16 protein-coding genes are annotated in these 13859 nt (G+C 68.6%); 10 read left to right on the forward strand and 6 right to left on the reverse strand.

What is annotated here, in order from left to right; all coding sequences use genetic code 11:
• Positions 1 to 23: 23 nt before the first annotated feature.
• Positions 24 to 2741 (reverse strand): ABC transporter substrate-binding protein, encoded by a 2718-nt coding sequence (locus tag ACWDAG_RS31830; protein WP_450698995.1) that lies wholly within the window; start codon positions 2739 to 2741, stop codon positions 24 to 26.
• Positions 2742 to 2926: 185 nt separating this feature from the next.
• The gene (locus ACWDAG_RS31835; RefSeq protein ID WP_450698996.1) at positions 2927 to 3676 is read right to left on the reverse strand and encodes an SLATT domain-containing protein; all 750 of its coding nucleotides are present in this window, start codon (positions 3674 to 3676) and stop codon (positions 2927 to 2929) included.
• Positions 3677 to 3979: 303 nt separating this feature from the next.
• Between ACWDAG_RS31835 and ACWDAG_RS31840 the strand changes: the two genes are divergently transcribed.
• The 9 genes from ACWDAG_RS31840 to ACWDAG_RS31880 all read left to right on the forward strand — a co-directional run bounded on the left by ACWDAG_RS31840 (position 3980) and on the right by ACWDAG_RS31880 (position 9474).
• Complete coding sequence (locus tag ACWDAG_RS31840; RefSeq protein WP_232649307.1) at positions 3980 to 4324, forward strand: YbaB/EbfC family nucleoid-associated protein; 345 nt, start codon at positions 3980 to 3982, stop codon at positions 4322 to 4324.
• Positions 4325 to 4384: 60 nt separating this feature from the next.
• A complete protein-coding gene (gene recR / locus ACWDAG_RS31845) occupies positions 4385 to 4984 on the forward strand; it encodes a recombination mediator RecR (protein ID WP_099930378.1) in 600 nt (199 codons plus the stop codon).
• Positions 4977 to 5639 (forward strand): DUF5063 domain-containing protein, encoded by a 663-nt coding sequence (locus ACWDAG_RS31850; RefSeq protein WP_450698997.1) that lies wholly within the window; start codon positions 4977 to 4979, stop codon positions 5637 to 5639. The genes recR and ACWDAG_RS31850 overlap by 8 nt, the downstream gene beginning before the upstream one ends.
• Positions 5640 to 5824: 185 nt before the next feature.
• Complete coding sequence (locus tag ACWDAG_RS31855) at positions 5825 to 6193, forward strand: peptidase inhibitor family I36 protein (RefSeq protein WP_450698998.1); 369 nt, start codon at positions 5825 to 5827, stop codon at positions 6191 to 6193.
• 112 nt (positions 6194 to 6305) lie between these two features.
• Positions 6306 to 7124 (forward strand): helix-turn-helix domain-containing protein, encoded by an 819-nt coding sequence (locus tag ACWDAG_RS31860; protein ID WP_450698999.1) that lies wholly within the window; start codon positions 6306 to 6308, stop codon positions 7122 to 7124.
• Positions 7121 to 7303 (forward strand): DUF397 domain-containing protein, encoded by a 183-nt coding sequence (locus ACWDAG_RS31865; protein WP_450699000.1) that lies wholly within the window; start codon positions 7121 to 7123, stop codon positions 7301 to 7303. Before ACWDAG_RS31860 ends, ACWDAG_RS31865 begins: the two co-directional genes overlap by 4 nt.
• Before the next feature lie 268 nt (positions 7304 to 7571).
• Positions 7572 to 8588 carry a hypothetical protein gene (locus tag ACWDAG_RS31870; protein WP_450699001.1) on the forward strand — a complete coding sequence of 339 codons (1017 nt, stop codon included), beginning with the start codon at positions 7572 to 7574 and terminating at the stop codon, positions 8586 to 8588.
• A 278-nt stretch (positions 8589 to 8866) separates the two neighbouring features.
• Positions 8867 to 9097, forward strand: a complete 231-nt coding sequence (locus ACWDAG_RS31875; RefSeq protein WP_450699002.1) for a plasmid partition protein ParG — start codon at positions 8867 to 8869, stop codon at positions 9095 to 9097.
• A complete protein-coding gene (locus tag ACWDAG_RS31880; RefSeq protein WP_450699003.1) occupies positions 9094 to 9474 on the forward strand; it encodes a hypothetical protein in 381 nt (126 codons plus the stop codon). Before ACWDAG_RS31875 ends, ACWDAG_RS31880 begins: the two co-directional genes overlap by 4 nt.
• Before the next feature lie 194 nt (positions 9475 to 9668).
• Here the strand turns inward: ACWDAG_RS31880 and ACWDAG_RS31885 are convergent, their stop codons facing one another.
• On the reverse strand, positions 9669 to 10388 hold the full coding sequence (locus ACWDAG_RS31885) for a TSUP family transporter (protein WP_450699038.1): 720 nt from the start codon (positions 10386 to 10388) through the stop codon (positions 9669 to 9671).
• 148 nt (positions 10389 to 10536) lie between these two features.
• On the opposite strand from ACWDAG_RS31885, the gene ACWDAG_RS31890 reads away from it, so the two are divergent.
• Positions 10537 to 11037, forward strand: coding sequence for an SgcJ/EcaC family oxidoreductase (locus ACWDAG_RS31890; protein ID WP_450699004.1), 501 nt, complete (start codon positions 10537 to 10539; stop codon positions 11035 to 11037).
• Here the strand turns inward: ACWDAG_RS31890 and ACWDAG_RS31895 are convergent.
• From ACWDAG_RS31895 to ACWDAG_RS31905, 3 genes are all read right to left on the reverse strand, one after another.
• Positions 11003 to 12373: a sensor histidine kinase gene (locus ACWDAG_RS31895; RefSeq protein ID WP_450699005.1), complete on the reverse strand. Its 1371-nt coding sequence runs from the start codon at positions 12371 to 12373 to the stop codon at positions 11003 to 11005. The two genes, ACWDAG_RS31890 and ACWDAG_RS31895, sit on opposite strands and share 35 nt — an antisense overlap.
• Entirely contained in the window at positions 12370 to 13059 is a 690-nt protein-coding gene (locus ACWDAG_RS31900) for a response regulator transcription factor (protein WP_450699006.1), read from the reverse strand. Before ACWDAG_RS31900 ends, ACWDAG_RS31895 begins: the two co-directional genes overlap by 4 nt.
• Positions 13060 to 13232: 173 nt before the next feature.
• Positions 13233 to 13646, reverse strand: coding sequence for a hypothetical protein (locus ACWDAG_RS31905; protein WP_450699007.1), 414 nt, complete (start codon positions 13644 to 13646; stop codon positions 13233 to 13235).
• Between the last annotated feature and the right edge of the window lie 213 nt (positions 13647 to 13859).

Below are 13859 nucleotides of genomic sequence, written 5' to 3' on the forward strand. Positions count from 1 at the left end.
GGCGCACCGGCAGGATGCGCGGCTCAGCCCGCACACGGCACCCCCTGGCTCGCGCTCGACTCCCCCTGGCGGTACGCCCCACAGGCGACCACCGCCTCCGGCTGGTCCCCCAGCTGCCGCAGCAGGACGAGTGTCTTGTCGGTGGGCGGTGCGTGGACATCCTTGGCGTAGCTGACGAATCCGGTGGCACCGTCGAAGGAGACGCCGCTGCTGAGCGTGAGGAGGACGGAGGTGCGGCTGATGGCCGGGTCGTCCTGCCCGGCGTCGGTGACGGCCTGCGACAGCACATGGAAGGCGTCGTAGGAAACCGCTGAGTGGCCGTCCTCCCGCCAGGGGTCGGTGCCCTTCGTGGTGGTACTCACGAAGTCGTCGTACAAGCCCACGAACTGCTTGGTCTTCGAACTCGCCCGGGGGTCGTAGGAGGGCAGCCGGTGCGCGGAGTAGTAGAGGCGCAGCCAGTTCTTGTCCTTGAAGGCTCCGGTCTGTGCCACGTTGGTCAGTTCGTTGCCGCCGAGAACCGTGATGGCGTTCGTGGTGCAGGTTCCCTCCGTGTGCATGGAGTTGACGAACGCAGTGAAGTCCTTGGCCCGCGCCGACCAGTACACCACCGACTCGGGCCTGGCCTTCAGCGCCTGGCAGATCCGTCGGGCCAGCGCGTCGGGGTTGGACTGGTTCTCGGCACCGTCGGGCGCCGGGGGGTCGAAGTCGTCGTCCTGGTTGAAGTTGAAGATCTGGTGGGTGCCGGGGAAGTCCGCCAGGAATTTCGAGGCGAGGCTGCCGCTGTAGAGGTCGGCGGAGCTCTCGATCACGATGGCGTTCTTGGCGGGCGTGCACGCGTTCGGGTTGTCCGCCCGGGCCACGATGTTCTTCCGGCTCGCGAAGGACGACTCGATCCTGGCCTCGCGGCTGTTGCTCGGAGTGAAGGGCCAGTAGCTGCGGCCCGCGGCGCCTGACAGCATCTCGTCGGCGGTCGCGGTGGTGCCGATGGTGGGGATCCGGGCCTGGCCCAGTACGTCGAGGGCGGCGCGGGTCTCCTCCCGGCTCTGCGCGTACGCGAGGACGCCGACGACCTTGTCGGATCCCTTCGTGCCCGGTCGCTCGGCCCTGACCTCGGTGACGAGGTCGCGCGCCGCGGCGACCGCGTTGCGGAACCCCTCGCCGGTGCGGCGTACGGCGACGTACAGGGGGACCGCGGACTGGTCGGACTGGGCGTTGGTGTTCAGCGTGTTCTGCCACATCGCGATGCCGCGCAGTTCGGGGATGGTGCCGTCGAAGCGGACGTCGTTCTCGTTCGTCGGGCTGTTGGAGACGAACACGACGACCCTTCGTACGGTCCGGCCCTGTCTTTCGTAGTTGAGGACACGCGCGTTCTCTCTGTCGATCGCGTTCTGGGCCGCCTTGTACCAGCCACCGGGGTCCAGGGGGATGGGGGAGCGGCGGGCGGACTCGGCCACGGACTCGCTGCCGCCGACGCAGGAGGTGTCCGGGGTGGGACCGAGGGCCTCGGCGACCGCCAGCCCCCCGCCGACAAGTGCCAGTGCCAGTCCGCCCGCGAGAAGCGACGTCGTGGTACGCCAGCTGGTCTTGAAACGGCGGTCGATCTCGACCGGAGGGATGGGGATGCCCGGGCCGCGCAGCGCGTTCTCGTCGAAGGTCACCAGAACCGGTGGCCCGTCCTTCTGGCTGAGATGCATCCCGGCCTGCGAGAAATTACTCTCGCCCGGATTGCCCAGGTCGTTCAGCAGCGCCTCGGACGGCTGCCCCACGGCGATGACGAGCGGCCCGGGATCCTTGGGGTCCCTCATGGTGGCGCGGGCCTGGTGCAGGGCGCGCAGGAAGCGCTCGGCCGCGCGGGAGCCCGTCGCGCCCGCCGGAGGCAGCTCCACCAGCAGTACGGGACGCGCGGTGCGGCGCCTGCGCCGGGGCAGGGGCAGTCCGCCGACCTTGGGCGTGCGCAGGTCCTCCAGGAGGGCGCGGGTGACGAGCTGGTCGAGTTCCTGCAGCGCCTCCTCGTGGCGCGGGTCGTCGGCGGGCCGTTTGAGGCGCGTGGACTGCAGGTTGGCGACGTGGTCGACCACGCGGAAGAGCTTGCTGCCGCCGTCTGCCACCGGCTGGTCGCCGAGCCAGCGGCGCATCACCCGGCGGGACATCCAGTCCGACCAGAGCCGGCGGGGCAGGTTGCTGGTAGCCCACAGCCAGCAGATGAGCAGCAGCCAGTCCTTGAGGCTCCCCGGCGGCGGACCGCTCTTCGGCAGCACCCCCAACAGGCCGCGCTTGTTGGCCTTCTGCTGGTCACAGGCGTACTCGCGCAGCTGCCTTGCATGTGAGCCCGGCCAGAGCTGCGGGTTCGCGCGGATGTCCCTGCGGATGTAGTCGACGAGATCGCAGATCAGGGTGAAGTGCGGGAACCGGTCGGGCGTCATGTGCTCCGGCGGCGCGTCCTGCAGCACGAGCCCGGCGCGCTCGGACAACAGCACGTCGTCCTCCTCCGCGGCGCCGAGATGCGCATACGGAACGAGCGGTCCCCTTTGGTCTAGGGCCCGGCGAAGGGCTTCGACGACCCGGTGGGTACCTGCCTCGTAGGCGTCGCGGTCGCCCGGGACGCGCAGCAGGATCATCGGGGGCTTCGTGGCCAGGTGAGCGCGGTTCGCGGGAGCCACCGCCGTCGAGAACCGCTGTACGAAGACGTCGGCCTTGCTGTCGTCCGGGAAACCGTCGAGGTCGTCGTGCGCCGCAGCCATGCAAAAGCCCCCAACGTCGCCAACAGGCCTTTCCTTAAAGGATGTTGGAGGATACCGACAGGTGTCGTCGGATCACAACGCGTTATGTGAAGCGCTTCGATATCTTTCACACGCGCCTCGTTTCCTCCTCACGCCTCCCTCCTGCGTGCGTCGGACGCCCCGGCGGAACAGCGGGGCACCGGCTGTCACCGAGGCTCGGGCGGCCGCTGGCGCGGCATGTTCGGGCGCGAGCCCGCCCCCGGAGGCAGCGGGAAGCGCCCCTGCGCGCTGCTCATCTCCTGCCGACCGCCCCCGGCCGACGCGGACTGGATCCCCATCGGCGCCGAGCCGGTCCGGAACTCCACCATCCAGTCGGCCGTCTCCGCGCGCACCAGCTCCGTCACGTCCTCCGAGAAGCGCCGCAGCACCGACAGGCACCGCTCGGTGGCCTCGCTCGCCGTGCCCTCCGCGGGCCCCAGCACCTCCCGCACACTCTCCGAGGCCCAGTCGAACTGCAGCACCTGCAGCCGCCGCTGCACGGCCTGCGCGGTCGCCACATCCCTTATCCAGCCCGAGGTCACACCGAAGAACCGGTCCACGGCCACACACGCCACGGCGAACAGCAGCGCCAGATACCCCCAGGCGGCCAGCCCGGCGATCACCCCGGTCAGATCCAGCAGCGGCAGCGCGGCCCCGGTCACTGCCCCCAGTGCGGCCCCCGTGCGCAGCGCCCGCGCGGTCCGCCGCTTCCACACGCGGTCCGCGAGATACCAGGCCGCCGTCTGCAGCGCCCCTCGCTCCACCCACAGATACAGCTCGTGCAGCCGCTCGGCCGGCTCGCCCCAGTCCCCCAGCGGGAACGACCGCCCGATCAGATCGCCCGGCCGCAGTCCGGCCGCTCCCTCGCCCCGCCCGTCCTGAGCCGGCCCCTCGGGCTGCATCTCCGGCTGACCCACACGGCACTCCCTACTGATCACGACTGATCACGACGCTGATCACGAGACTGATCACGAGGCTGACCACGACCGAACACGTTGCGTGACACCCGATCCTGATGTGCCCGACCCTTCCTACCGCCCAATGGGTGGCTGAGCCCCCGAATTCACCTCTATTCCGCCCGGAAGAGGGGCTTGATCAGGTATAGGACTCGGCAACACCTCACTCGAAAGAGTGCTGGGGCGATGGCTGCCTGGACCACGTAGGCTCAGGGCAGGCGGGAAGACCTCGCCCATACAGCCGTACGAAACCAGGAGCTGATCGTGATTCCCGGTGGTGGCCAGCCCAATATGCAGCAGCTGCTCCAGCAGGCCCAGAAGATGCAGCAGGACCTGCAGCGGGCGCAGGAGGAACTGGCGCAGACCGAGGTGGACGGACAGGCGGGCGGCGGCCTGGTGAAGGCCACCGTCACCGGCTCCGGCGAGCTGCGCGCTCTGAAGATCGACCCGAAGGCGGTCGACCCGGACGACACCGAGACGCTGGCGGACCTGATCGTCGCGGCGGTCCAGGCGGCCAACGAGAACGCCCAGAACCTCCAGCAGCAGAAGCTGGGCCCGCTGGCCCAGGGCCTGGGCGGCGGCAGCGGTATCCCGGGCCTGCCTTTCTAAGAGGGGCGTGGGCCAACTACCGTACGTACTTGTAAGGAACCCCGGGAAGGACGGCAGTCCGTGTACGAAGGCGTGGTGCAGGACCTGATCGACGAGCTGGGGCGGCTGCCCGGCGTCGGTCCCAAGAGCGCCCAGCGGATCGCCTTCCACATCCTGCAGGCGGAACCGACGGATGTACGGCGGCTCGCGCAGGCCCTGATGGAGGTCAAGGCGAAGGTCCGCTTCTGCGCGACCTGCGGCAACGTCGCACAGGAAGAGCTGTGCAACATCTGCCGCGACAGCCGCCGCGACCCGTCGGTGATCTGCGTGGTCGAGGAACCCAAGGATGTCGTGGCCATCGAGCGCACCCGCGAGTTCCGCGGCCGTTACCACGTACTCGGGGGCGCGATCAGCCCCATCGAGGGTGTGGGTCCCGACGACCTCCGTATACGGGAACTTCTCGCGCGGTTGGCCGACGGGACGGTCACGGAACTGATCCTGGCCACGGACCCGAACCTGGAGGGCGAGGCCACAGCGACCTACCTCGCCCGCATGATCAAGCCCATGGGCCTCAAGGTCACCCGCCTGGCCAGCGGCCTCCCGGTGGGCGGAGACCTGGAATACGCGGACGAGGTGACCCTCGGCCGCGCCTTCGAGGGGAGACGACTCCTAGATGTCTGACGCCACGCTGCATGACGCGACGCAGGACCCGGACGACTTCGCGGTCCAGATCGCGGACCAGGTAGAGAGCTTCCTGGTGGCCGTCACGGAGGTGGCGAAGGGCGACGAGCCCGACTCGGCCGTCCCCTTCCTTCTCCTGGAGGTCTCCCAGCTCCTCCTGGCCGGCGGCCGCCTCGGCGCGCACGAGGACATCGTCCCCGACGAGCGCTACGAGCCCGACACGGGCCCGGACGTCGACGTGGACGAACTCCGCGAGAACCTCGCCCGCCTCCTGGACCCGATCGACGTCTACTCGGAGGTCTTCGACCCCTACGAGCCGCGCAAGGCCCCGGTCCCGGCCCGTATCTCCGACGACCTCACCGACGTCATCACCGACCTCCGCCACGGCATGGCCCACTACCGCGCGGGCCGCACCACGGAAGCCCTGTGGTGGTGGCAGTTCTCCTACTTCTCCAACTGGGGCTCGACGGCCTCGGCAACCCTGCGCGCCCTGCAGTCGGTGGTGGCCCATGTCCGCCTGAACCAGCCCCTTGAGGAACTGGACGGCCTGGACACGGACCAGACGCCGATGGGCGACGAGACGCTGGAGTTCGAGGCGGGCAAGGTCATGGCGGAGGAGATCGGCGGGCCACTGGGCATGGGGTCGGGCAACTAGCGCGATCCGGTCGAGCAGCCCGATCCGGCGCGGATTCGAGCAGGATCGAAGGGCGTTGCCGGGGCATGTTCCGGGCTGCGATCTTCGGTGACAGACCAGCGACGCTGCGGTCGTACAACGGGGGCTTCGAAGAGGCCTGGCAGGCAGCGGAGCACGGCCACAACCCTGTCATCGAAGGAGACGTCATGCCCGTCTTGCGCACGTTCGCGGCCACGGCCGCGGTCCTGGCCGCCACGGCCGTCACCGCCTACCCGGCATCCGCCCAGGCCCTCACGTCCTCGTCCTCCCACGCCCGTCTGTCGACCGGCAGCTGGACCGCCTACTCGGACACCGACTGGGAGGGCCCGAACACGACGTTCACCGGAAACACCGGGGAGTGCCACTACGTCGGCGACAACTGGAACGACAACGTCCGCTCCGCCCGCGCCAACGGCGCCGACGTCAAGGTGGAGCTGTGGGACAACGCCGACTGCACCGGGGGCTCGATCACCATCGACGGATCCGGCTACCACGCCATCGGCGGCTGGGTCAGCGCCTACCGCGTCACCAGCTAGTCCAGCTGGTGCTGACCGTTCCCTGAACCCCGTCCCATAGCTGTCACCGCGGGGCTACGCTCGGTACACCTGGAGTGATGCACTCCAGGTGTACCGGTCGGAGGTGCGCGTCGTGTCGGGGCAGTCCAACAACTCCAACTCCCAGCCGCCTGTCGCCTGGCGATACACCGGTGACCAACTGAAGCGGTGGCGAACGAAGGCGGACGTCACGCGCGAGAAACTCGCCTCCGCCGCCAACTACTCCCCGGACACCATCACGTCCATGGAGCGCGGGGTACGCAGGCCGACCTCCCGCGTGCTGGACGTGGCGGACGAACTCTGCGATGCGCGGGGGATGTTGAGCGCCGCCAAGGAGTTCATGAACCGGGAGCGGTTCCCTGCGCGGGCGCAGGACTTCATGGAGCGGGAGAAGGAGGCGACCAGTATCTGGTCGTACGAAGTCGCCCTCGTGCCCGGCTTGTTGCAGACGGAGGGGTACGCGCGGGCGCTCATCGACAACCGCATCCCACCGCTGGACGAGGAGACGGTGGAGGAGCGCGTTGCCGCTCGCATGGACCGGCAGGCGGTCCTCAACCAGCGGAAGCCGCCCGTGGGGCTGAGCTTTGTCCTCTACGAGGCCGTGCTGTGCAGTCCTCTGGTGGACGCCGAACAGCTGCGCCACCTACGGGAGGTGGCGGGCCTGCGCAATGCGGTGGTGCAGGTGCTCCCGTTCGAGCGGGCCTTCAGCGACGCGCTCATGGGGCCCATGGTTCTGCTGGAGACACGTGACCATGAGCGATTCGCCTTCACAGAAGGCTCGTTCGCCAGCGAGCTTTCGGCGGATCCGGGGGTTGTCAGCCGTGTGACCGAGCGGCTTAGCATGATCCGCACGAGGGCTCTCGACCCCGATGAGTCGGCCCGTTTCATCGAGCGGATGGTGAATCAGTCGTGAGCGACCAGCTGAAGTGGTTCAAGTCGAGCTACAGCGACAACGAGGGCGGCAACTGCGTCGAAGTCGCGTTCGCCACCGCCATCCACGTTCGTGACTCCAAGATCCCCGCGAGCCCCGAGCTCCGGGTCGCCGCCCCCGCCTGGGCGGCCTTCGTTTCCGCAGTTCAGCCCGGGGCTTGAGCCGCGGGCTTCGAGCTCCTCCTATGGGTTTTTGGGCTTGTGGTCTGGTTGAAAATCCAACCCAACCAACCAAGTCTGTACGTGAGTTGAGGCGTCGTACCTCGAATGGGTGACTTTCCGTGATCGGCTTGCAGCGGAACGTAAAGCGGCTCTAGGTTCGCGGCAAACGACCAAATAGTTCGGCCCCGGTCGGTGCGCCAACACCGGCTCCGGGGCCTGACCTACGGGTCGAGAAACCTCAATTCCTACCAATCGAGGAGCCCCAACCGTGGCTTACGCCCACCCTAGTCCTGCGCTGCCGTCCCCGTCGCACCCCATGGCCAAATCGGGCTACGGAAAACGCGCCGTAGGTGACGAAGACCCGCACGCCGACCCGGACTTCGCACACCTGAGCCCCCGCGATCGCGAGATCGCTGTCTTCGTCGACCACCTCGAAGAGGGCCACGCGATGGGCTACAAGGCCATCGCGGCGGAGCATCCCCACTACGGTCAGCAGGCGGTACGCACCTCACTCGGCCGCATCACCCTCGCCGGCCATCTGCGCTGGATCAAGGAACACATCGTCCTTGAGGACACCTCGATGCGGTGGGTGACGCGTACGTACTGGTCACGTACTCGCAGGTCGGAAGAGTGGTGGGCCGACTTCGCGCGGGACCGCGACGGCAAGGACGTGACCGAGCGCTACCAGCCGGGGCTGGCCCGGGTCGAGGAAGAGCCGGAACCCTCCCCGGAAGCCGGACAGCCCGAGCCGGACGAAGAGGCCGCCGAGCAGCCCAGCACCGCCTACCTGACCCTCGCAGAACTCCGCGCTTTCGACGCCCGTATGTCCCTGTCCGACGACGAGTGCCGGTCCCTTGAGTCCAAGGCCGCGGCATGGCTGGCGCGTGGCGCGACGACGTACGACATCACGAAGGCCCTGACCGACGGGCTCCCGCCCGTCGTCGACAACCCAGGCGGGTTCGCCCGCAAACGACTGGAGGACAAGATGCCCCCGATGCTGCCCCCGAAGAAGGCAAAGGTACGGCAGAAGGCCGCCCGCCGCTCCTACGTGAGCCGCGTGATCATGGCCTGCGGCCTGTGCGACGCGGACGAACGCACCGTCGAGATCGTGAACGGGCTGTGCCGCGAGTGCATCGCCCTGTGCGAGGCGGAGGGGCCGTTGTACGAGCCCGTTCCGCAGACGTTCCTCCCAGGGCCTCGCGATGGCGGACTGCCGGGTGCCGACGAGGTCATCGACGTCACCGAGCGAGTCGAGGCCCTGCGCCGTGCGGCGGGGCTGCGGTGAGCGCGCTGGGTGTTCCGGTCGGGGTGCCACGGGAAACTGTGCGGCGGCTGGCACCGGCTGACTACTTCGTCGACTGCGATGAATGGGCGGATCCCGGCGGGGTCTTGATGGCAGTCACCGTTGCCCCGTCCACCTCGTGGTTGACCGGGCCGACCGCTCGGCGACGGTGTTCTTCGATCCGGTCGACGGCCGGTACCGCCTGATGCCGGCAGGAAGGAGGAGACGTGATGTACCGGGTAGCGGAGGCGTGTACAGCGTTACCGCTGTACAGTGATTTCATGTCGCGACACGTCACCATTCGTCTGGACGAGGAATTCCATGACCGCCTCAAGGCGCGCGCGGCTGCCGAGGGGACAACGGTCACGGCGCTGATCACGGACGTGGTCAAGCGGGAACTCGACGAGGACCGCGACCAGTTCCTGGCCGGGGTCGAGGAGTTCGCCGAGCACTGGGACTACTTTCAGGAGCGGTTCGGGAAGCAGGGGCCGCCCAGAGAGTCGGTCACGTGAAGATCACCATGGAGTGGGCGTGGGAGGCGATGGCCCACCACCTGCCTTCGGACCCGGCGGTCTGGGACCCCTCCGGCTTGATCGCCGCCGTTGCGCGACACCAGAACGACCTGGTGCTCGTCGCGGAACAGCCCGCGCCGGACATTGCCTGGAGGGCCGCCGCGTTCCTGCACACCCTGGCGGTCTGCCCGCCACTGGAGTCGCCGATGAACGAGTTCTACGCGGCTGCGGCCACGCGCTCGTATCTCCGCGTGGCGGGGGCGAAGACGCTGCCCTCGCCGGTACTCCTCGGTGATCTGGTCGAGGCCTCCGGTGCAGGGAGGGTCGATGTGTTCGGCGTGGCGCGGGAGCTGCGGAATGCGATGCGGCCGGTCTGATTGGCTGCACTGTGATGTCCCGAGCGGGATCACGCTCCACATAGTCGGTGAAAGACGTTGAGCCAGGCGGGTGTTGGGCTGTGCCTCATGGGTGCGGTGGAGTTGATGTCCAGCGGTGTGGTCGATGTCAACACGGCTGAACGCTGGGCGAGCGTGGCCGGTTCGGACGACTCGAGCGACAACCGGCGGACGTTTCACAGCCCCCACAACCCCTTGCCCACAGCCGTGACCCCACCCGCCAACGCCAGCCCCAACACCAGCAGGCGGGCTCGCCCCTCGGGTATCCGCTCCGCGAGCCCCCTGCCGACCCCCGCCCCCACAACCATCGCGGCGATGACCCACCCCCACCGCGCCCCGCCCAGCTCCGGCACCCCGTTCGCCGCCACCGAGAACGCGTTCACGACCACGCCGTAGAACTGCGCGTTCGGCACGAACTCCCGTACCGTCCAACCCGCGTTGACCGCGTACAAGGACACCGGCGGCCCGCCCACCCCCGCCGCCGAGTTCATGAACCCGCCTACCGCGCCCGCCGCGACGGCCCCCTTCGTGCCCCGCAAGGCAGGCACCCGCGCGCCCCGCATCACCAGCAGCACGGCTACCGTCACCAGCCCGCCCATCACCAACATCAGTGCGGGTTCGGGGAGTTGGCGGGTCAGCCAGGCCCCCGCCGGTACCGTGCACGCTGCCGCCGCGCACAGCGGCACCATCGCCCCCGGCCGCACCCGCCGCCAGCCGCCCGCCAGGCCCACGACGCTGATGGCCCCCGCCGCGCAGTTGGCGAGCACGACTCCCTCGGCCGGCCCGAGCAGGAGCACCAGTGCGGGTACGGCGACCAGCGCGAACCCCATGCCGGTCAGCCACTGCACGGAGGACCCGAGCAGCACGATGCCCGCCAGCAGTACGTCCGTCGTGATCAAGTGGTCACTCCACGTGAGTTGGATGGGTCCTGGATCTGCGCTGTACGACCGTTGCACGGGCCCTAACCAGTGAAAAGCGAGCCTGGAGTCACTCCCCCGGCAGGGAGGTCAAGCACCCGGAACCGCACCGAAACTGGAGACAGCTATGACCCGTCGTTCCCTCAGCAAGCGCGTAGCCATCGTCACCGCCACCGCCCTCGCCGCCGTCGGTACCTTCGCTGCCGGAGTCGGCGTCGCCGGCTCCGACCCCGCCCCGAAGGCGAGCAAGAAGCAGATAGCCGGGCTGTTCAACACCTGGAACAAGACGCTGCAGACCGGCGACCCGGAGAAGGTCGCGGACCTGTACGCGGACGACGCGGTCCTGCTGCCCACCGTCTCCAACAAGGTGCGGACCGACCGCGCCGGGATCGTCGACTACTTCCAGCACTTCCTGGAGAACAAGCCGGTCGGCAAGAAGATCCAGACCATCGTCAACGTCCTCGACGACAACTCCGCCATCGACACCGGTGTCTACCGGTTCACGCTCACCGACCACGAGACCGGCGAGAAGAGAGTCGTCAAGGCCCGCTACACGTACGAGTACGAGAAGCGGGACGGCAAGTGGCTGATCGTCAACCACCACTCCTCGAAGATGCCCGAAGGCTGATCCTGACCTCCAGCCCGCCCCCGGGCGCATCCCGCAGGGCCACGGTCCCGCCGTCGTCGGTCACCAACTGCTTGACGACGGCGAGGCCGAGGCCCGAACCGGAGCGCCCGGTCAGGCCCTGGCCGCGCCAGAAGCGGTCGAAGGCGCGGGACTTCTCCGCGTCGGTCATGCCGGGGCCCTGGTCGAGAACCGACAGCAGCACTTCGGCGCCCTTCGGTTCGATCTGGACGGTGATCGTGGAGCCGTCCGGCGAGACCTCCAGCGCGTTCGAGAGCACGTTGTCCAGCACCTGGTCCAGATGACCGGGACTGGCCAGCACAGACGGCCGGCCGTCGACACCACTCCCCCCGAGCGCGATGGTGACTCCGCGCTCGTCGGCGGCCGGTCTCCACACCGACAGGCGTTCTTCCACGATGTCCGCCAGGGGCAGGGGTTCGGCCGCGGTCACCTTCGCCTCCGCCCTCGCCAGCACCAGCAGGCCGTTGACCAGCCGGCTCATCCGGACCACTTCGGCGGTCGCCTGCTCCACGTCCTCCCGTACGAACTCGTCGTCCACCCCGTCCGCGATGTTGTCCAGCGAGAGCCTCAACGCCGTGAGGGGGGTGCGAAGTTGGTGGGAGGCGTCCGCCACGAAGATCCGCTGGGACGCCACCAGGGTGTCGAGGCGTTCCGCGCCCTGATTGAGAGTGCGGGCGAGCGTCTGCGTCTCCGGCGGGCCCGTCACCGGGGAGCGGGCGGTCAGGTCGCCGTCGCTGAACTTGCTTGCCATGCCGTTGAGTTCGCGCAGCGGGGCGGTGATCCGGCGAGCCGCGACCGCGCCGATCAGTGCCGCCACACCGAGCACCGTCACCGCAAGGCCCGCTCGAAACGCCCAGATCGTCCACAGCCTGTGGGTGAGGCTCGACGTGGAGTAGACGATCCGTACGGCGCCGACGACCCGGTCGTCGTTCGTCGCGGGTTCCGTGATCACCAGGTTGCGGCCCCAGATGAACTGCGAGCCCCAGTCGGTGGTCGACCGCCCCTGCTCCAGCGCCTTCGTCAGGGCCGCGTCCCCCGCGGGACGCGGGACGGCCGCCGCGCACTGGTCGGTGGCCGTGACCTGGACCTCGTCTTTCTTGTTCTCCTCGGCGTACGCCTTGGCCATCGTCGTCAGTGCCTGGCACGACGCCTTGTCGCCGTTGCCCAGCAGCTGCGCCATGGTGGTCGCCTCGCGCATGAGTGACGCCTTGGTGTCGTCGCGCAGCTGCTTGGTGAGCGTGAACGCCACCGGCACGGTGAACAGCAGGATGGCGACTGCGACGAGCAGGATGTAACTGCGGATGAGCTGGCGGTTCATGGCGCCTCGGCGTCCTTGACGATCTCCAGCCGGAAACCGACCCCGCGCACCGCCTCGATGGTGATGATCCCCGTGAACTTCCGCCGCAACGCCGCCACATGCACATCGAGCGTCTTGGTCGGCCCGAACCAGTTCGCGTCCCAGACGGCTTCCATGATCTGCTCCCGGGACATCAGCGCGCCCGGCTCCTCGGTGAGGAAGGCCAGCAGGTCGTACTCCTTGGGGGCGAGGGTCACCTCCTCGCCGTCCAGGTGGACGCGGGCCGCCTTGCGGTCGACGGTGAGGCGGGTGCCGTAGCGGTCGGGGCCGGCGGCCTCGGCGGCGGGGGTGCGGGACTGGACACGGCGCATCACGGCTCGTATCCGGGCGATGACCTCCCGCACGCCGAACGGCTTGGAGACGTAGTCGTCCGCGCCGAGCTCCAGCCCGACCACCCGGTCCGTCTCGTCACTGCGCGCGCTGATCACGATGATCGGCACGTCGCCGCGTTCGCGCAGCGCCTTGCAGACGTCCAGGCCGTCGGTGTCGGGCAGGCCGAGGTCGAGCAGGACGACGTCGTAGGGGGCCTCGTGGCGCAGCGCGTCGCCGCCCGTGGTGACCCACGCCACCTCGAAGCCGTAACGCAGCAGTCCGCGCCGGAGCGACTCGGCGACCGGTTCGTCGTCTTCCACCAGCAGTACGCGCACAGCCGAACGATAGTGGTTGAAACTTAAAGACGATGGTCGTGGAGCCGCCTGTCGATCAAGAGTCGGACGCCCATGGCCGACGCGGGCACGCGAAAGGGGCCCGCACCTGGCGGGCCCCTCAAGGGTGGCGTGGTGGGCGGCGGGTGCCGGCCCCGGCCGACCGTGTTACCTCGTCAGCAGCCCGGGAAGGTCGCCGACGGGGTCTCGTAGACCTTGCCGTTCTCGAGCTTGAGCAGGCCGACGGCCGAATTGCAGGGCCAGCTCATGGTCCAGGTGCTGGTGGCGCGGTCGTTCTTGTCGATCTTCTCCAGCTTGTCGTACGTCGACGTACCGCGCATGCGGTACCCCAGGTGCGCCTTGATGGAGTCGCCGTCCTTCTTGGTGTAGATGGTGGTGATGGACTGCGGACTGTTTTGCATGACGATGCAGAGCTGCCCGTTGTCCAGCGAGGTGCACTTGACATGGTCTCCCGACCTCTGCGCCACCGGGGTGGGCGCCTGGGTGCCGACTGCGTGAGCCGGAACCGAGAGAAGCGAGAAACCGACGGCCGCAGAGGCGGCGACGGCCAGCGAGACACGACGAATCATGGAGATCTCCCCCGTTCAGTGATGGTCGGCTCGGACGATACAGAATTTCGATCATCAGTACGGGGGAATTTCCGGCCAAGATCCAGGTTTGCTGGATTCTGTTCGATCCGAAGGTGCGGGGAGGGGTGAGGTGACCTGCACCACTTCCCGCGTACGGGGCCTGCGACCGGGCAGATGCCCTCCCGGAGCGCCCGAATCTCACCATCTGGTATC

The sequence above is a fragment of the Streptomyces sp. NPDC001157 genome (genome assembly GCF_053598255.1).

Coding starts and splice junctions, on each gene's coding strand:
- ACWDAG_RS31850 (WP_450698997.1), top strand. CDS start 4,977: ATGTCTGACGCCACGCTGCATGACGCGACGCAGGACCCGGACGACTTC.
- ACWDAG_RS31895 (WP_450699005.1), bottom strand. CDS start 12,373: ATGAACCGCCAGCTCATCCGCAGTTACATCCTGCTCGTCGCAGTCGCC.
- ACWDAG_RS31830 (WP_450698995.1), bottom strand. CDS start 2,741: ATGGCTGCGGCGCACGACGACCTCGACGGTTTCCCGGACGACAGCAAG.
- ACWDAG_RS31855 (WP_450698998.1), top strand. CDS start 5,825: ATGCCCGTCTTGCGCACGTTCGCGGCCACGGCCGCGGTCCTGGCCGCC.
- ACWDAG_RS31890 (WP_450699004.1), top strand. CDS start 10,537: ATGACCCGTCGTTCCCTCAGCAAGCGCGTAGCCATCGTCACCGCCACC.
- ACWDAG_RS31905 (WP_450699007.1), bottom strand. CDS start 13,646: ATGATTCGTCGTGTCTCGCTGGCCGTCGCCGCCTCTGCGGCCGTCGGT.
- ACWDAG_RS31875 (WP_450699002.1), top strand. CDS start 8,867: ATGTCGCGACACGTCACCATTCGTCTGGACGAGGAATTCCATGACCGC.